This window comes from Pseudoalteromonas sp. MMG012 (genome assembly GCF_018100875.1).
GTDB lineage: Bacteria > Pseudomonadota > Gammaproteobacteria > Enterobacterales > Alteromonadaceae > Pseudoalteromonas > Pseudoalteromonas aurantia.
The window spans coordinates 19,842-39,510 of sequence record NZ_JAGJEF010000033.1 but is presented as its reverse complement, the minus strand read 5'-3'; the positions used below and the strand labels follow the sequence as shown (position 1 = coordinate 39,510).

Annotated in this window: 14 protein-coding genes; 5 read left to right on the top strand and 9 right to left on the bottom strand. The window is 41.4% G+C overall.

Going from position 1 to position 19,669, the window contains the following annotated elements; all coding sequences use genetic code 11:
• Nucleotides 1-132: 132 nt before the first annotated feature.
• Nucleotides 133-2,766, bottom strand: a complete 2,634-nt coding sequence (ppc, locus tag J8L97_RS12405; RefSeq protein ID WP_211050118.1) for a phosphoenolpyruvate carboxylase — start codon at nt 2,764-2,766, stop codon at nt 133-135.
• Between the two features lie 119 nt (nt 2,767-2,885).
• On the opposite strand from ppc, the gene J8L97_RS12400 reads away from it, so the two are divergent.
• From J8L97_RS12400 to J8L97_RS12385, 4 genes are all read left to right on the top strand, one after another.
• On the top strand, nt 2,886-3,266 hold the full coding sequence (locus tag J8L97_RS12400; RefSeq protein ID WP_211050116.1) for a thiol-disulfide oxidoreductase DCC family protein: 381 nt from the start codon (nt 2,886-2,888) through the stop codon (nt 3,264-3,266).
• Nucleotides 3,266-3,988, top strand: a complete 723-nt coding sequence (locus J8L97_RS12395) for an SDR family NAD(P)-dependent oxidoreductase (protein WP_211050114.1) — start codon at nt 3,266-3,268, stop codon at nt 3,986-3,988. The genes J8L97_RS12400 and J8L97_RS12395 overlap by 1 nt, the downstream gene beginning before the upstream one ends.
• A 33-nt stretch (nt 3,989-4,021) precedes the next feature.
• Nucleotides 4,022-4,663: a flavin reductase family protein gene (locus tag J8L97_RS12390; RefSeq protein ID WP_211050112.1), complete on the top strand. Its 642-nt coding sequence runs from the start codon at nt 4,022-4,024 to the stop codon at nt 4,661-4,663.
• 171 nt (nt 4,664-4,834) lie between these two features.
• Nucleotides 4,835-5,578 carry a tetratricopeptide repeat protein gene (locus J8L97_RS12385; RefSeq protein WP_211050110.1) on the top strand — a complete coding sequence of 248 codons (744 nt, stop codon included), beginning with the start codon at nt 4,835-4,837 and terminating at the stop codon, nt 5,576-5,578.
• Between the two features lie 79 nt (nt 5,579-5,657).
• Here J8L97_RS12385 and J8L97_RS12380 read toward each other — a convergent pair whose 3' ends face one another.
• The 4 genes from J8L97_RS12380 to J8L97_RS12365 all read right to left on the bottom strand — a co-directional run bounded on the left by J8L97_RS12380 (nt 5,658) and on the right by J8L97_RS12365 (nt 13,105).
• Nucleotides 5,658-7,025, bottom strand: coding sequence for an aldehyde dehydrogenase family protein (locus tag J8L97_RS12380; RefSeq protein ID WP_211050108.1), 1,368 nt, complete (start codon nt 7,023-7,025; stop codon nt 5,658-5,660).
• 173 nt (nt 7,026-7,198) lie between these two features.
• Entirely contained in the window at nt 7,199-8,656 is a 1,458-nt protein-coding gene (locus J8L97_RS12375; protein ID WP_211050106.1) for a DASS family sodium-coupled anion symporter, read from the bottom strand.
• A 337-nt stretch (nt 8,657-8,993) separates the two neighbouring features.
• A complete protein-coding gene (locus J8L97_RS12370) occupies nt 8,994-10,850 on the bottom strand; it encodes a M28 family metallopeptidase (protein WP_211050104.1) in 1,857 nt (618 codons plus the stop codon).
• 65 nt (nt 10,851-10,915) lie between these two features.
• Nucleotides 10,916-13,105 carry a M4 family metallopeptidase gene (locus J8L97_RS12365; protein ID WP_211050102.1) on the bottom strand — a complete coding sequence of 730 codons (2,190 nt, stop codon included), beginning with the start codon at nt 13,103-13,105 and terminating at the stop codon, nt 10,916-10,918.
• 439 nt (nt 13,106-13,544) lie between these two features.
• Here J8L97_RS12365 and J8L97_RS12360 point away from each other — a divergent pair, with 439 nt between their 5' ends.
• Nucleotides 13,545-13,967 carry a hypothetical protein gene (locus tag J8L97_RS12360; RefSeq protein WP_211050100.1) on the top strand — a complete coding sequence of 141 codons (423 nt, stop codon included), beginning with the start codon at nt 13,545-13,547 and terminating at the stop codon, nt 13,965-13,967.
• A gap of 131 nt (nt 13,968-14,098) precedes the next feature.
• Here the strand turns inward: J8L97_RS12360 and J8L97_RS12355 are convergent, their stop codons facing one another.
• The 4 genes from J8L97_RS12355 to J8L97_RS12340 are packed head-to-tail and all read right to left on the bottom strand — an operon-like array spanning nt 14,099 to nt 19,588.
• Nucleotides 14,099-15,223, bottom strand: coding sequence for a DUF1513 domain-containing protein (locus tag J8L97_RS12355; RefSeq protein WP_211050098.1), 1,125 nt, complete (start codon nt 15,221-15,223; stop codon nt 14,099-14,101).
• A gap of 2 nt (nt 15,224-15,225) precedes the next feature.
• Nucleotides 15,226-16,428 (bottom strand): imelysin family protein, encoded by a 1,203-nt coding sequence (locus J8L97_RS12350; protein WP_211050096.1) that lies wholly within the window; start codon nt 16,426-16,428, stop codon nt 15,226-15,228.
• 17 nt (nt 16,429-16,445) lie between these two features.
• Nucleotides 16,446-17,858 (bottom strand): di-heme oxidoredictase family protein, encoded by a 1,413-nt coding sequence (locus J8L97_RS12345; RefSeq protein ID WP_211050094.1) that lies wholly within the window; start codon nt 17,856-17,858, stop codon nt 16,446-16,448.
• Between the two features lie 26 nt (nt 17,859-17,884).
• On the bottom strand, nt 17,885-19,588 hold the full coding sequence (locus J8L97_RS12340) for a di-heme oxidoredictase family protein (RefSeq protein ID WP_211050092.1): 1,704 nt from the start codon (nt 19,586-19,588) through the stop codon (nt 17,885-17,887).
• Nucleotides 19,589-19,669 lie beyond the last annotated feature (81 nt).

Sequence of the window (19,669 nt, the reverse complement as noted above, 5' to 3'; positions counted from 1 at the left end):
AAATGAGAAGTAATGTCAATAAATTTAGTATAAATAAACTAAATTAAAAACAAAAACCAACCCTTTCGGGTTGGTTTTTAGTCAAATAGGGAACAATTTGTTAAAATATACTTAGCTGCTTTTATCTCAGATCTAACCTGTATTTCGCATGCCGGCTGCTATCCCTGTCATGGTGATCATCAGCGCATTATCAATGTCTTCACTTTGATTTGAGCGCGCCCTATTAAGCAACTCTACCTGCAATACATTCAACGGGTCCGTATAAGGATTACGCAATGCGATTGACTCTTTGATCCAAGGCTGTGCAGACAGCAGCGTCGACTTAGGGGCAAGACGTTCGACCAAAGACTTAACCTGCATTAGCTCCGTTCTTAATTGTTTGCCAAGGTCATGATACTCAGGCGATACTAAACCTTGTTCGTAATGCTCACTTAACCAGCTATCTGCTTTACAAAAAACCATTTCCAGCATTTCTAATCGAGTTCTAAAAAATGGCCATTGTTCGCTCATAGTATGAAGTTCACTTTCACCAAACTGGTCAAGTGCCGCACCCAACCCCTGCAGTGCACCAAGCCATGCTGGCAACATCAGACGATTTTGACTCCACGCGAAAATCCATGGGATCGCACGTAAACTCTCGACTCCGCCTTGCGGATTGCGTTTTGCAGGTCTAGAACCAAGCGGTAATTTAGCGAGTTCTACCTCCGGTGTGGCCATTCTAAAATACGGTACAAATTGCGGATTTTCTCTCACTATTGACCGATAATGCTGACAAGAATTAACGGAAATAGTCTCCATAACTTCTCGCCAATGCGCCTTTGGTGCAGGAGGTGGTAATAAATTACTCTCAATAATTGCTGAGCTGTATAGTGCGAAGCTTTGCAATGCAACCTTAGGCAAACCAAATTTAAAGCGGATCATTTCGCCTTGTTCTGTCACCCGTAAACCATTCTTGAGTGAACCTGGGGGTTGAGATCGAAGTGCTTGAGCCGCAGGTGCGCCGCCTCGGCCAATCGTGCCTCCGCGACCATGGAACAAGATTAACTCAATATCTTGATCTGCACATAAAGATACCAATTGCTCCATGGCGCTATACTGGGCCCAGCCCGCGGCCATCATTCCTGCATCTTTCGCAGAATCAGAATAGCCAATCATTACGTGTTGTGACCGGTCAATATGTTGTCGATACCAAGAATGACTAAATAACTCTGACATCACCTGAGCACCATTATTAAGGTCATTTAAAGTCTCAAATAAAGGCGCAACAGGAAGCTTAAAGCGGCAACCCGCTTCTTGTAAAAGTAGCTCTACAGCTAACACATCTGATGCAGCGCGCGCCATAGAAATAATATAAATACCTAATGATTGCAGGTCTTGCTTAGCTATCACGTCGAAAGTATCCAAGACTTCTTGCACATTTGAGCTAGGCTGCCAATGTTTGGGGATCAAAGGCCGCCGAGAATGTAGCTCCGCTAACAAAAATGCTTGCTTATATTGCTCACTCCAATCACCGTATTGACCTAGGCCTAAATACCCCGTTAACTCACTCAAAACCTCAGTGTGACGCGCTGAGTCTTGCCTGATATCGAGCTTACATAAATTAATACCAAAACACTCTAGGCGCCTTAATACATCAAGCAATAGTCCATCAGCTATTACTGTCATATCGCATGCAACCAGCGACCGGTATATCAACTCCAATGGGGTTTTTAATTGAGACAAGTCAACCACTATATCTTGGCACTTACTGGGTTGCTGTTTTATTCGGCTCTCTAACGCATTAATGGTTTCAGCAATGTCTGCCTTTAATCCTTTGAGTAAATAGCGGTAGGGTTCTGGCTCATTTCCTACAATATTTAAAAGCGCATCACTGGCCTGATACATTGACAGCTCGGCACTGAGTTTATCAAGGTCACGACGGTACAAATCTAATGCCATCCATCGGCCATGATCCAAAACGGTTGCTGTCACTTGCGCCGTGACAAATGGGTTTCCATCTCTATCTCCGCCCATCCATGATGTAAAGTTAATTGGCGCAAACGAATTTGGTAACTCTAAAGCAAGCAGCGACTTAGTTTGTGCATGAAACTCCCTAATAAAATCTGGTACCGCTTGCCATAAACTGTTTTCAATTACTGCAAACCCCCACTTAGCCTCATCTAATGGGGTTGGTCTTTTTTGGCGAATATCGTTTGTGTGCCATGCTTGGCAAATCAATTGCTCAATTCGGTTACTTAAATAGCTTTGTTCATCAGGTGCCAAACAATGTAAATCCATAGCTGCAAGACAATCGCTGAGCTCAACATGCTTATTAATGATAGTTCGTCGAGTTACTTCGGTTGGGTGCGCAGTTAATACCAAGTCCATTTTCAAATTTGCGATGGTATCAGCGACCGTGTTTAAATTTAACGTCCCTGCTTTTATATCGTCGGCAAGTGTAGCCAAGGTTTTTTTGAGCGGTTGAAGCACCCCTTCTGGCGCGCCGCTTTTTGAGGTTGTGTGGTATTGATCGGCAACATTCGCCAAATTAAGAAAATGATTAAACGCACGTGCAACAGGCAGAAGTTCATCGTCTTTTAAAGAGTGGAGTGTGTCGATTAACTTTGCTCTATCTTGCTCATTACCACCTCGTGATGATTTAGATAGCTGCCTAATTTGTTCAACCTTATCCAGCATTGCAGGACCTTGGGCCTGCTTTATTGTTTGCCCTAGTAGCTCACCCAACATACTTACGTTAGCGCGAAGTGTTTGATATTGCTCAGTCATCATACATCCTTTGTCTACATTTCATACTTTTCACTATACAGAGATTTAAGATAAATACGATCGATCGATTATGTCCTTCACTGCGTATTACCTCATGTAAAAATGACAAAAGGTCGATTATGATAGTATTCTACGATGGACAATGCGCATTGTGCTCACGGGAAATGAACAGCCTTAAAAAGCACGATACGAACAATAGAATCACATTTGTTGACGTTCACAGCGATTTTTTTGAACGACACTATGGCCACTTAAATAAACAAAGCACGTTAGATATACTGCATGGTATCGACAACGACGGTACACTCTTGATGGGGCTTGATGTAACTTGTCGCGTTTGGCATCTAGTCGGTAAATTCAAATGGCTACAATATCTACGCAAGCCGCCCATAAAATGGGTTGCAGACAAAGCCTATCTACTGTTTGCCAAGCATAGAGTTCATTTGTCTACACGGTTGTTTCCAAATCAATGTGACCACTCTCGGTGTGAGATAAAGTGATGCAAGATACCCACATAGTTATTGGCGCTTCTGCCGCCATTGCACAGGCTTTTATAAAACTCCAACGGCACAGAGACCCTAATTCATCGCTTTATTCGTTAAGTCAAAAAAGCCTAGTGAAACAGGATGAAAATCACCACCACATCACGTGCGCCTATGATGAACAGAGTATTGAGGCTACAGTGCAGCAACTCTCAGAGATATTAAAGTCTGTGAAAAGCATCACTATCTTTACTGGGCAGCTCCACAACAGCGAGTTTTCCCCGGAAAAAAAACTTGAAGACTTTTCACTGGCCTATTTCGATTGGCTGTTCAGAGCAAATGCAGCAACACCATTGTTATGGCTCAAATATCTCGCCCCCCATTTAAGTAAAATCAACCACCCATGCATTGTTACTTGCTTGAGTGCACGCGTTGCCAGTATCACTGAAAATGAACTTGGTGGATGGTATAGCTATCGCGCATCAAAGGCCGCTCTCAATATGATGGTTAAAACAGCCGCTATTGAACTCAAACGTAGAGCAAAAACAACCAAGTTAGTGTTATTTCACCCAGGTACTACTGATACTCCCCTATCAGCACCATTTCAAAAAAATGTACCAAAAGAAAAGTTATTTACACCCATGTTTGTGGCACAGCAATTATCTCACGTTATCGATACTCGTGTTATAGATGGCGATGTTGATTATATAGATTGGCAAGGGCATACCATTAGCTGGTAGCTATACCCATTAAACCTTAAAAGAGCACATACTATGTATTTTTCCCAACATGATATCCAACAATTCGATGATCGTTATCGAGCGCTAATGATCAATTCACTGTCAGGTTTCAAAAGTGCCAACCTCATTGGCACCGCTGACGAAGACGGGAATGAGAACCTCGCAATTGTCAGCTCAGTATTTCATTTGGGTGCAAACCCACCTTTAATGGGTATGATAATACGGCCCAATTCAGTACCTCGCCACACACTTGAGAATATCCTACAAACCCAATTTTACACAATCAATCATGTCAATACTGATATTGTTGTTTCAGCACACCAGACATCTGCTCGCTACGATAAAACCCAATCTGAATTCGACGCAGTTAAGCTTACCTCACAATATTTAAACGACTTTTCCGCCCCATATGTGCAGCAAAGTCGTGTAAAAATTGGGCTGGCATTACGCTGTGTGCAAACACTGGAAATAAATAAAACAGAGCTTGTGGTCGGTGAAATCATAGACGTACATATTGAATGTGATTCAATTTGTGCCGATGGGTTTGTCGACCTGGAGAAGATGGGCACCGTCGCGGTTTCTGGGCTCGACAGCTATCACTCGACAAAACCCTTAGGCCGCCTTAAATATGCAAAGCCTTTCGAGCCGCCACAATTTATTGACTTGGAAAATTAACAACCCTCTGATTAACTTAATTTAAAGTGGAGCATGTCTCATCATACATGACTCCTTGATGGGTCTTCTATTTAGCGTGACGCACAGTCGATTTGTATTACTTGTAGGTAATGATTGTATTTCTTAATCAGTGATTTAAACTGTACAAAATGGTTATTAAGGAACAGCGTTATGTGGCACGCTAAAATCAAGTCTGTAATGTTCGTCGCACTATTTAGTTGGACTAACACTTCAATCGCAGGGTTAGAAGAAGGCATTGAAGCTGCTAATTCAGGGCAGTTTGACATTGCACTTAAAGAATTTCGTTACCTCACAGATATGAACTACGCGCCTGGTATCTACGAGTTAGCTAAAATGTATCAAGGTGGGTTTGGCGTAAACAAAGACCTACGTAAAGCTGCTTCACTCTTTAATGATGCAATTGAACTTGGCAGTGCCGATGCCATGTTTGCACTGGCAGTGATGTACGATGATGGAAAAGGAGTTAAACAAGACAAGCACAAAGCCATTACGCTATTTACACAAGCTGCAAATAAAAACCTATCAGCTGCACAGTTTAACCTGGGTGTAATGTATGCCAATGGAGATGGTGTTGTGCAAAGCTATTATACAGCGATGGACTGGTATGAAAGAGCGGCCTCTAACAACTATACTTTAGCACAATTCAATCTTGCGTTACTCTATTATCAAGGCCTTGGTACTGATAAAAATATTGAAAGATCATATATCTGGAATTTAATAGCCGAATATAACGGCAGTAGAGACGCGAGTAAAAGCCGAGATTTAGATGAGCAACAGATGTCTCCATCACAAATTGAAAAGGCCACTGAAATAGCAGACGATATATACCAAAGAATACAACAGGGTACTTACGCACCCGAGATAAGACCAAAGCAAAAATCTTATACATTCTAAACGCGTTATGACAATGTTGAATATTCACTGACTGTTTCACACTTTTTAGTGAATATTCAATACATTATAGACGCAAAACTTATTTCAGGAAAAGTGCCTTAATCGGCTCTAACAAAAGCTTAGATTGCTTAAGTAACAAAGCCGTTCTAAAGCGTAACTTTTTGTCACTGGCGAGTATGCTTTTACCATGACTGAAGGTCAGAAAGCCTTCTTTAGCATGATACTGCCCCATTCCAGAATGGCCTATCCCACCAAACGGCATATCTTCAATCGTCACTTGCAAAATAGTTTCATTGATTGCCAACGTTCCTGTGCGCAGACGTTTACACACCAAGTCTTGCAGCGTTTTATTCTCGGTAAATAAATAACTCGCCAAAGGACGCTCAGACAGTTCTATGTATTGTAATGCTGCATCAATACTATCAACTTCAATGATGGGTAAAATTGGTCCGAATATTTCGTCTTGCAACACATGCATATCTTCAGTTGGCTCGGTAACAATATGTAACCCCATACGAAATGGTGCAGTTTGGTCAGTATCATTTTTGACTTCAGGCCAAACTGTTGCCCCTTTGTTTATTGCATCATCTAAAACACCGCACAAACGTTGAAACTGCCTTTTAGTAATAATGCTCGATAATTTCTTATCGTGCTTACCGTCGCTAAAGTGTAATAAATATTGCTCTTTTAATGCTTCAATGAGTGCACTCTTGTTCTTTTTAGTCACTAGCACATAATCAGGCGCAACACATATTTGTCCTGCATTTGTCAGTTTCCCCAACAAAATACTCTGGGCGGTGTATGTCATATCTGCATCATCGGCAACAATAACCGGCGATTTCCCCCCAAGTTCAAGTGTCACGGGCACTAAGTTTTCTGCCGCCGACATCATTACTTTTTTTCCAATGTTGGTTGCGCCGGTAAAAAATAAATGATCAAAATTCAAACTCGAAAACTCAGATGCAACAGTATGATCCCCTTCAATAATCATACAATGCTCCGTGAGGTCTGCAAATAACATGATAATTTCTTGATTCACATGTGGCGTAAATTCGCTGAGCTTTAGCATCACTCTATTACCTGCTGCAAGTGCTGTGAAAACCGGTAAAAGTGACAACTGAATGGGATAATTCCAAGGGGCTATCACACCCACAACTCCCTTTGGCACTTGTTGTACCCACACCTTTGAAGGCCACATAGCTAACCCAGAGCGGCGTCTGTCTGGTTTCATCCATTTCGATAAATGCTTAATTTGATATTTTAAGCCATTGATGGTTGGCATTATATCGCCAATTTTCGAGTCAAATTCGGTTCGACCATTAAAATCAAGGTCAGCTGCATTCACAAACGCCTCTTGTGCTTTAACCAACCGTGATAATAATGTTTGAAGTAACGCAACCCTGTCATTCAAATCAGCAAATGGGGCTGCCGAGTATGCAGCTTTCATCCTTAAAAGCTCTTGATTTAATTGTGATATTTCTTGTACATGCACGATTTTATGACCACATTAGTTACTGATGTGACCACTATAACCAAGCAAGGTGATATACGCAAAATTAATGCTTAGTATTTACAAAATGTAAGTATTTAGTTTTACATTCGACCTTAATGAATATGTCCTTAAAAGCCAAACACCAATGACCCTACACTCATGGTCATCACTGTTATAATCGCAATGGCGATAACATTCATCGCAAAGCCTGCTTTTATCATCTCTTTTATTTTTACTTCACCAGAGCCAAATATAATTGCATTGGGCGGTGTTGCAACTGGCATCATAAATGCACAACTTGCGGCAATCGCAGCCGGAATAACCCATATAAGCGGCGTGCCTGCAACTTGTTCAGCAACAGGCCCAAGCAAGGGTAAAAACCCAGCAGCCGTCGCCGTATTGCTGGTCATTTCCGTTAAGAAACAAATTAAAGCAGTAACAACTAAAACCCCAATAACAATCGGCATTGCTGATGCTCCCGCTAAAGAGTTCGCAATGTACACGGCTAAACCTGAAGATTTAATTTGAGCAGCAAGCGTTAAGCCGCCACCAAACAGCAATAAAATTCCCCATGGCAACTGGTTGGCCGACTGCCAATCGAGTACTCGTTCATCTGTTTTCTTCTTCGCGGGCAAAATAAACAGCATAATTGCTGCTATCATTGCAATACCTGTATCGGTGATATTTAATCCTGTAAATTGTGCTATATATGGTCTCAAAATCCAGCTGACCGCAGCAAAAACGAATACTGCCAGCACGTTTTTTTCTGCTAAAGTCATAGACCCAAGTTCGCTTAACTGTTGTCTAAATAAAGTAGATAAATTAACTGTGTCATCCTGCTTATCGTCTTGCAGCTTAAATGCAAAACGAGTCAACCAGTACCAACAAATTATGATCATAATAAAACTAAATGGCACAGCCAGTGCCATCCACTGTGCAAAGCCTATTTTAATTTGATAACTTTCCCATAAATATGCCACCATTAACGCATTCGGGGCTGTGCCAATAATTGTTCCAATCCCACCTAAACTGGCGCTGTAAGCAATAGCCAGTAAAAGCGCTTTCCCATAATTATCGTCACCTTGACTATTTTCTTTTAAAACGTGAATAACAGACAATGCAATCGGCAACATCATCAGGGTTGTTGCGGTGTTGTTGATCCACATCGACAAAAAGCCACTGACCAACATCATAGCCAAAATTTGCCGCTTCGGATTATTGCCGCTTCGCAGCATAGTATGAAGTGCAATTCGTCGGTGTAGCTGCCACCTTTCCATAGCAATTGAGATTAAAAAACCACCTAGGAAAAGAAAAATCAATGGATGTGCATACAAACTTGCCGCTGTTCTAATGTCGTTAATACCTGCAAGTGGCACTGCGACCAGAGGGACCAATGACGTCGCAGGTATTGGAACAACCTCACTAACCCACCAAATAGCTAGCCAAAGAGCCAGCCCAGCAGTTCTCCATGCATTCACCTCCATACCAACTGGTGCATTTGTAAGGCAAGTTAATAAAAAAATACTTGGCCCAAGTAACAGTATTAACTGGTTAAACCTATTTTTGTTCTTTGAATTCACAGTCATAATATCTTGAATAAATTTACACAATAGTAATAATTAATTGAGGGCAGAGTATGGAGCAGCTGAATGCATAGCTCAAGTGAGGAATTATATTTAACCTCAGTTCTGGGTAAGCGTATTTGACAATAAAGCTATTTTTCTCACTCTCGGCGTTGCTTTCATTTGTAACAGCCCGCTATAACTGCATAAAAGTGCCTTGATATTGAACAAAATATCATCATTGAATTGTACGTAAGTTTGTTTACAAAATATTTCCTATTTCAAAACCCTTATCCAAACCTGAGATTATTTAATATAATGAAGGTGATACTAAGTCGTATCACCTAACTTTAATATCACACTAATTCGCAGTGACCGAAAGTGTTATACCGCTGGCTGCACTATATCCTTTCATACCGATGAACCATTGCCCAGATGCTGGCGAATCAAATGTACAACTCTCTTGGTTGCCGTTTTTGTAAGGTCTACAATCATATACTGACTCTGACACATCGCTTGCATGTTTAACGTAAAGATCAGCGTCTCCTGTACCACCGGAAACCGTAACCGTTAAATTTTGATAGCCAGAATCTAGCATCTGATTAAAACGAACCCAGCCACCTCGCGTTACTGACAAATTACTTTCAGTACGATTGATGGGAGTAGGTCCACCATTTTGGACTTGATAGCTGCCTACTAAACTGACATCTGTAATGGCGTTCCACGCTTCAACCATCACATGATATTTACCAACTTGTGCAGTTGTAATGTTACATGTTTCATTGCTATTCGAGTTGGTACTTTTACAATCATAAGATTGTAGCGATGGTTTAGCGCCAAACTTAACGTAAAGGTCGGCATCGCCTGTTCCACCTGATGTATTAAATTTTAAGTTGGCGCTGTCAGCGGGGACATCAAGTGTGTAAAATAACTGTGCTTTTGCAGCCCCAGTTATCCCTGTTTTTGTAACGCCATTTTCCAAACTGTTATCAACTGGTGGTGGATCTATTGTTCCAGCAGACTTACCTAACTCAGCCAAATAGGTGACCGCCAATTTAGCAAACTTGCTTGCATGGTCTGCGTCAAATTCAGCATCATTTACTGTGTGGATCTTACGATTAATGTCAGCCATCTTAGACTCAAAAGGCATTGAAGCGGCATAACCTTGTTGATGCCATGACGCGTGGTCTGAACATCCATAACCACATTGATCAAAGCCATAACTCATTGCCGGTAAGTAAGCGTCTATTAGTTGACCTAAAAATGTATTCTGTGCGGCATTGGTATAATCAGTCATCATCACAATGTCTTGAGTGCTACCATTACGACCCGTCATATCAAACTGTACCATTCCCACAACATTTTTGCCTTGTGACTTGTATGATTGAGCTATAGCCTTCGAACCTCTTAACCCCACTTCTTCAGCAGCAAAGCCCATGATTTTTATCGTTCTTTTTGGCTTAAAATCACTTGCAACCACTGCCCGCAGAGCTTCAGTTAACACGGAAATTCCCGATGCATTGTCATCTGCACCAGGGGCTCTTCCACCACTGGCATTCGCGCTGTTAATTGAATCCAAATGGCCTCCAATAACAACTATTTCATCTGCTTTTTCGCTACCAGCAATGGTTACAACCACCGAGGACTGTGCCCAACTATGCGAAAAATATTCTACGCTAATATCACTGCGAGACTGAGCAATTTGTTGCCAATGACCTTTTAACCACTCAGAAGCATCTATGCCCGTTTGCTGTGTATAATAACGGTTATGAAATGCCGACATTGTATTCACTGTATTCGTTAAATTACTCGCCGATATTTTCCCTATCAGGGCATTCACCGTATCTGGGTTATCTATTGTATAATTTACCGCCAGCGGCTGAATTTGTTGCTGCTCAACCAACGCCAGTTGAGCCAAATACGTGTGCGCTTCCTCTAGTGAATCATGTGCAACGAACCCACCACAACGATGGTAATTATCGTGCATAAATTCACTTAGTTCATTCACTTGATTTACATTGATATTTAATAACTGGGCATGTTGATGAAAACTGGGTTTTGATTGTAGCTGTTCACCCAGCAAGCTTTTTTTCAATTTATAGTGGTGAGCAGCGTCAGGCCCAACTGTGACCCAAACATGCTCACTTGATACTTCAGAAGCCGACAGCCCCATGGGTAAAAAAAAGCAGCTCAGTAAGTACTTTACATGATGTTTCATAACTAAATTCCATTGTCTGATAAACAAAAAAGGGAGCATGAAGCTCCCTTGCTTAGTCCTAGGTATTAATTCGCTTTTATGCTTAAAGTGACACCGCTTGCTGCGCTATAACCGCGAACATCTACATGCCATATACCCGCCTGTGGGTTGGCGATCGTACATGTTTCTGAGTTGCCATTTTTATATGGGCGACATTCATAAGATGTTGTTGTAGACTGTGAACCGAAATTCACATATAAATCCGCATCCCCTGTACCACCTGAGATTGTGACATCTAATGACGAATAACCTGCGCTCAAGTCTTGCGTGAAACGTGTCCAGCCATTGCGACTTACACTCACGTTACTTTCTGTTCTGTCGATTGGTTGAGTTGAACCACCTGTTGAATAGCTTCCAGTTAAAGACACTCCTGAAATTGCATTCCATGCTTCTACCATCACATAATAAGCACCGGCTTGAGATGTTGCGATAGAACATGTTTCATTGCTACTAGAGGTCGTACTTTTACAATCTGAAACTGACAACGATGGGCGAGAACCAAATTTAACGTATAGATCAGCGTCCCCTGAATTACCTGTTGTTTCAAACTTTAAGTTTGATGCGCCAGCAGGCACGTTAAGCACAAAGAACTTTTGCTCTTTTGCCGCACCACTAATGCCAGTACGCGCAACACCATTGCTTATCTCTTCATCTCCAATGGGTGGCTCACCACCGCCACATGAACTACCCGAACTCAAGTTAGATACAACACCAACCGCAGCAAGCGCCGCTTTTACATCATCGGTGTTGTAGTTAAGATCACATGCTGCATCCATCACACCATTACCCGCTAAGTCCCAGTTAGTACTTGCAGTCCAGTATTGTTGGTTTGCTTTAGCCATCACTTTAAATGCTTTTTGAGTATCCCAACCCGCCGTTGTGGCTAAGTTATAGAAAGCTTTATTGAACACTCCTGAACTATGGTGAACATCCATACCTGACGTATAGCTAGATTGCTGATCAATTGAACGTCCATCTTGTGTTGGATTATTCATATAACGTAGTGCGCCAGTCCCTTTGAATATCTCTTGTCCTACTAACCAGTCATTAGAACCCTTCATATAGAATTCAGCTGCTTCACCCGCCATATCAGAAAACGCTTCATTCAAGCCACCTGATTTGCCACTATATATTAGGCCTGAGTTTTGCTCAGTAAAACCATGACTCACTTCATGTGCTGACACATCAAGACTTACGAGCGGGTAAAATGTGCTTTGCCCGTCACCAAAAGTCATTGCACTGCCATCCCAAAACGCATTTTCATAGTTATTACTATAATGAACTCGCATTTTTAATTGGAAGGTTAATGGGGCTGTTCCTATCCAATCGTTATACATGTTGAAAACAACATTTCCGAAATAATGCGCATCGTTAAGTGGCGAAAATGCACCATTAATCTCTTTTACCGTATTTTCTGGGCACGTAAAGCTATGTGCTGAACTGCCACTTGTACCGTGATTCAAGTTAATTGTCTTAACATTGGCATTTGTCATCGTACAAGTATTGCCTGACTGCGCGACGTCAAGATGACCAAAGTCTGTGCCGTATACATACTTGCCTGTTTTAGCATTTCCACCAGGGCCTGTTGCGTTTGCATGCTGTAGATTATCAAAGCTGTGAATTATTTCACCCGAATGCGCATCAATGATCTGATACGGTCGAGAAGGCGTTTTACCATAGGTAACATATGTCACTTCGTACGCAAGTCGTGCTGTCGAGTTTTCGTCTAGCCAAATAACTAAACGAGACGTCTTATTATGCTGAGTTAGTTCCTCTGATGTACCTGACAATGCTTGATGCTGCGTTATCGCTTTTTTAACCGCCACAGCTTCCGTTAATGATGGTTTTACCGTTTTAACATCACTTGCAAGATCATATACAGCGGCACCATGTGCTCTTTGCACCTGGCCATGCTTATCAAACGTTAAAATCGCATGGTCTCCGACAACCGGTACACCCTTATAAACTTGTTGATATCGGCGAGTAACTTCGCCATTTTTTCCTGCAAATTCTTTAACTAAGACCAGATCGTTCCCTGCACCTAAACCGACAACTTGACTCGCAGTTGCCGACAACAATGTTGTAGAATTAGACTGTAATAAGCTATTCATACTCCCTTGTACGTTCAAGTACTGCTTATTCGCAGCAGCTGCATTGCCTGCGTAGCTTAATGCCATCGCTGTAATTGTGGCTAAAGTGATTTGTGATAGTTTCACGTTTACGCTCCAAAATGTTGTTTAGTATTATCAGCCATTTAGATTGGCTTTTTATAAATTGAATTTTGCAACAGTAATAACCGTTACATCACCCAGCCTAGACATCATTGGAAATAAATAAACCCAAACTTAACATTTAATACATATTTCATTTACTAAAAAATAAAACTTTAAACATCAACAAATTGTAACTGTTCAAATAAACACCAAACCTAAGTGTATAGTTTTAATGTAAACCTTTATTTACAAATGTTAACAATATAAATATGGGATGCTTCTTTAAAAAGCAATAAAGATATGTTATATCAAATCAATAGTTTGAAAAATATACACAACTAAGCATATTTCAAAACTCACGATGACGAGAATAAATGCTAGGACCATGCTATAAATGAAAATATCTAAACAGTAACTACCAAAAAATAAGGTTGTCATATATATGAACGACAAAAAATTTCAGCTTTACCAACTTAGCGTTATCTTTAGTATGATTTTTGCGCTGGTTGGATTTTCATATAATATATGGCGTCTAGAATCAACCGAGACAAATAACAATATCCGAGTCGCCTGTTTTGAAACATTAAAAGAGCTCGCGTCACTAGAGCTAATTATTTATTACGCTTATTACGACCAAGATAAAGTCGAAGGTAATCCAAGAAAAGGCTGGATAAAAGTGGGGCTTATTAACGACTTCAGTGCATTAACCTCTACTGACATAGAAAAAAGTGCTGCCAATTTAGAACAGGTCTGGCGTGACAATTGGCCACAGCTTCATGAAGATAAAATAGCGGTTGATAAGATTGTGTTGAATATTGATAAAGTCAGAGGTGAAATAAAAGTCGTGCTATCCAAGCTTGACTAAATAATTATTAATAAACCATATGAATAATACACTTTTTTGAATATTAACTCTGTTATTTCCGAAGAAATATTTAGGGCGCAGCTAAAAGTAAACCACAAACGCTTAAAATTACTAACATCCGCGCCCCTCCTTTATACCATATGTATCATATGGTTATCCCATTTAAGTTGATGTCTCTTTAATCTCACGTTTCGCTGTTCTTGCAGTATGAGATAACCTCGCCCCGTACTCCCCATAAATCGTCCATTACTACTGGCTATACCAGCGCAATCTCGCTGTTTAGTTACTTCAAGTAAGCTATCTGTTTGAGTATCCCAATAGCTTATTACGCCGCCTCGTGGCGACGTAACAGCAAGCCGCTTATTCATAGGGTCTATGGCCAGACTTGCCGTGTATTGATTAAACACTCGCCATGTATTTAATTCTGTATTGAGCGCTTCTAGTTCAGACTCTTCACTTAACTTATGTGAAAAGATAAGTGGCTGAGTATGATGTTTAGCTCCCTGATATTGGCACCCTACATACACTTTATCATCATTAGACACGCATAAGTGACGTGTGCTTAGCTGATTATTCGGTGGAGAAAATGATCCCATTAACTTACCCGACACCGTATCTAAGTAACTAATGTTGGGCTTCATTGATTCAATATTAAGTTTGGTCCTTGGACTTGCAGGATGAGTATGGATCCCGCCATTGGCAACCACAATTGTATTACCTTGATTCATCAATGCCAGTTGGTGGGGGCCTACCCCACCACTTAAAAATTCAGCTTCAATTGCATAGTTAGTCGTGTTGCGAACCACGATCACTCCCTCATATGCTTGATAGCTATTATCAAACCGATTCTCGGTGGTATACAAAAAGTCCCCGCTCTCAGACAAGACACCATGTCCATAGAAATGCTGCCCGACAGAAGATAATAGCTGTTTTTTTATTGCACCGGCATTAATATCAATAACGTATAATTTGTTACCTGGTCGCCGTGAAAACGCAAAGAGCGTTTTATTTTTACAACAATAAGTTAAGTCATGCGCTCGCTCTGGTATTTCAACTCGGCCAAGCATATTACCATTATGGTCAAACCACCCAATAAAATGCCTTCCTGACAGGTCGGTGAATGCACTGGCAAACTGTGATGTTTCCGAAAATGCACAACCGCTTATTAGCATAGCAGCCGAAGCTACTGCACCAATTGCGAGCATGTTCTTGCAAAACTTTCGCCTACCATCAAACTGTATTGTATTGCCTGACAAGTTTAATCTCCGTCGTTGGTATTAAACCCTGGAGCAAGATCTGTCACTTGTACAAAATCAGTACTCATAATATTACGTAGCTCTGTGATAGCTTTGCGGAGTTCTTGTAATTTAAGCTGGCCCTCATCGGTTTTAATTAAATCAGTTAACGTGTCACTTTTAAGTCCATTTACATTTGCCAATAAAGTATCAAACGCCGTCATAAGTGCAGTATTGACATCTTCTCGGCCTTTGACTTGAGTTAGGTAATCGTCAAAACCAAATTCATTGCCCCCTTGATACTGAGCAAATAAGGTATTGATGTTAACAGCTATATTATCTAATGAGCTTAAGCTGATAGCACTTTCGAGTAAATCAGGCTTACCTGGGATGCCAACACCTAACGGCGCTTTCAACTTGTCGTCATTGATGATCTCTAGATATTCAAACCATATAGTCAGAAACTTCTCTACTGCATGTTTTTTACTATCGAAATCGCCACTCCCTTCTTTAAAACTCTGTGCGTACCCTGAGTTCCACTGCAATAAGGTATCTTCCATAATATCACTTACATTAGTTGTGATAGCCTTAACATAACCACACCTATTTTCTTTATCATCCGCGTTGAGCAGTGATGTTGCCGAATTATCGTTAAACAACACATATTCCATTGCTGGTAAGCCCTGAATTTGGTGCTTTTGACTACCAAACCCTTCCGAAAAATCACTTTTTTCTGCCAATGTAGCCTCTACATCCAAGGCTAATTTATTAGCCGATATCGGCCAAAATTGCACTCGTGAGTAGTAGAATGTCCCAGCTATGGGTCCAAATTTCAAAGTTCTAGCTGCCTGCCAAGCCAAGTTTGTTTCACGCCACGTTTGTTTAAGCTTTTCTAAGTCAGTATTTGAAGGCGTAGTTAACGCACAAAATTCTGTGCTATTACTTTCTAACTTTTTAGCCGCTGAGTACATATTTTGGTACGCTGGCAATATTGTATTATCAACTAAGCTTGCTGCTAGCTTCGTTAAACCATCATTCACGCTTAAAGAACCGACAGTCGGAGTCGTTGGTACTGTAGGTGTCGTTGGGGTTGTCGGGGTTGTATCCGTCCCACCAGATGAACCACCACATCCTGACAAGAAAGAAAAACTAAATACGCCTGCTAATATTAAAGCAATAGGTCTTAATGTGTGTAACGCCATTCTAGGCTCCGAAAATAAGTTCATTGTAGATCCAGCCTCGATTAAATTTGATTAATAAAGTGAAGTAATGCTTCACGTTCTGTTATTTTTAGATCAATAAATTTTTGTTGATGTGACTTTGCTTCACCACCATGCCATAACACCGCTTCTTCTATGGTTCTGGCTCGACCATCATGCAAATACGCAGCGAAGCCTTGTACGCGTTTTTGTAGACCAATCCCCCATAGCGGCGGGGTTCTCCATTCAATACCAGTTGCTGAATTTTCTATGCCTTCATCTGCCAGTCCTTCTCCCATGTCATGCAAAGCCAAATCGGTATAAGGCCAAATTTTTTGACCCGCGATTGCCGCAATAGCATAATCAGGATCCGTTATATAGCTCGGGGTATGGCATGTATTACATCCAATCTGATAAAAAAGTTTTCGCCCCTGTATCGCTTGATCACTGGTTAAATCCCGAGCAGGTGGTACTGCTATGGTTTGACCCATAAAGACAGTGAGGTCATGTAGCTTTTTTGGTATATCTAGTGTGCCATTAGGATCAACATCAGCAGCTTGTTGACATCGAACTTGATGAGGTAAACATTGTTCTTGCTCAAATATTGGATTAGTAATACCAATATCATTTACAAAGGCTCCCGCAATTTGTTGCTCTAATGTGCTATGCAGTCCTTTAAAGCCAAAGCGGCCAATCTGTCGAGTCTGGTCAATCGCATCTACAACAAAGTTGTATTTTCCACTGACTCCATCACCGTCGAGATCGTCGATATCTTCTTGTACTAGCAAGTCTTCTGCTTTAATTGCATCCAATAGCCCCATACCATAAACTGCAGGTGCATAACGTGCTGATAGCCTAGAGTCACTATCCATTTGACCATAATGATAATTCTCAAATTGGTATCGAGGTTTTCGTAAGGTATATTCAGTGCCGTCGGTATATGTTCCGACTATCTGGTCATAAAACACGCGAACTTGCCCCTCGCCTTTCACTGGCCCGTCCAAATTAGCATGAGACAAACGCACATTAAGAGGTTGTAGTTGTCCGCCATATCGACTGTCTGCCATGTAACTCTTTATATTCAAAAACCGAAACAACAACGCTGGTGGCGCAAGCTCCCCATGCTTCGGTGGCTTTCCACGGCCACCATCTACATGGCATGTTTTACATGACCGAGCATTAAACAGCGGCCCTAATCCATCTCGATCCTTGGTAATGGCCGGTGATGCAACCCATGGATCTCTAAAAAAAGAAAACCCATCCCAAAAATCTAACTGAGTCATAATTGGCACATTCTCTGCTGGATACACAAATGTGCGGTGAGACACTGATTTACGGGTTGTCTCGCCTCCAGGTTTTAATTCACTCGCGCTAAATTGCGGCGTATCGTCAAAGGATTCAGCTACTTTATATAAAGCAGCACCAACGAGCAGTATAACGCCAATAATAATCCGCATATTTAATCGATGGTTGCGTCTTATTATCATAACGAGTTCAAAAATGCCTGTAAGTTTGAGCGCTCTGCTTTAGTCATGTTGATATAGCTTTTTTGAGCCGCAAGCGCTTCACCGCCGTGCCATAAAATCGCTTCTTCAACTGTCAATGCCCGACCATCATGTAAAAAAGTCGCTTTAGGGTTAACCGTCTTCACTAAACCGATCCCCCATAAAGGCGGGGTTTTCCATTCTACTCCTGTTGCATCTCCCTCCGGACGTCCATCGGCTAACCCGTCACATCGCTGGACATACACACACTGCTCACCATTTGTGCAACTTTCACCCGACGCCAATTCTCGAGTAACTTCACAGGACCCCCCCATATCATGCAATAACAAATCTGTGTAAGGATAAATCACTAATTCCTCAAGTGCGGTAATATTGGTTTTAGTTTCTTTGATTTGTAGCAAGTCAACATCTCCTAAAATACTACCGAGCGCCTTACCGGTTTTATGGCGTGGTACATGACAACTATGGCAATTAGCTTTATAGAACAAACCTCTTCCTGCTAATACGTCTGAGTTCCATGTATTACTCGCTTCGTCGAACCCTCTACGCTTAGGCACAGCTAGCGTTCGGTTATAAAATTCAACTTGTGCTAAGTCAATATTATTTAGATCTACACCATTGTGGTGCCTGTTATTTTCTCGCAATGCTTGCTGATCACACGCTGGTTGCAAATTCGTACACGGCTCTTCAGGATTTAGGCTACTGGTCACCCCCATATCTCCGCGATACGCACCTGATATTTGCTGTAGTATCGACCCTGTAACGGCCTTCTGTCCGAACCTTGCTAACTGACGATCGCCAGTGATAGGTTGCGATGTATATGCCGCTCGACCCGATATACCATCGTTGTTACTGTCATTTGGATCTGCGTAGACCAGAATTGACGATTCAGGAATGCTTTCTATTAGGCCTGAGCCATATACATGTGGCGTCACTCGAGCCGAAAACATGACATCTTCATTAAAGTCTCCATATGCCAAATCTTTCACTTTATAGATGGGTTTTCTAAGTGTGTAACTCTCTCCATCTGAAAACTCACCCTGTTGTGTTTCATATTCAACCCAAGTATATGCTTCGCCGTAGGATAAGCCTTCGTTAATCGCACCTTGATATTTCGCTAATATAGGTCCTGATTCACCTTCAATTACGCCAAACACTTGGATCTGATCGCCATATATTGGATCGATACGGCCTTTTGAATCCCCCACCCTTAAGAACATGCTCATCATTGGCTCGTCACTCGATGACGGCACCTCGCCTCTGCCATCTTTGATATGGCAGCCTTGACAGCTCGTATTATTAAACAATGGACCTTCGCCATCATGATTACTTCTAAATGTATGATCTCCAGCTTTAAAAACAGCATCACGCTCAGGCTGTTGCACAATTGCAGGAATAGCCTGGCTATAAGCATCATTGTTTTGGATAGTTGTAGTTGCAGAACCCGCCGATAAATACTCATTATTATCTGCTTTATCTGTTAATAATGGTGGTAACCCATCATTTACGGTAATTGAAAATGCGTGATTTGACGTATCTGGAACGGGATCTGGTGGTGTACTGGTATCTGGCGGTGTGCCTGTGTTTGGATTACTTGATTCACTCGAACCGCCGCCACACGCCGACAGCAAAATAGTGACTAAAAATGCCGCTATATAGTTATATTTATTTAAAAAATTCATCTTCAGTGCCCCTACTTCTCCAATGCAAAATTGCAATGCAGAAAACTGAAAAAGGCTGACGTTGCATCAGCCACTATAGAA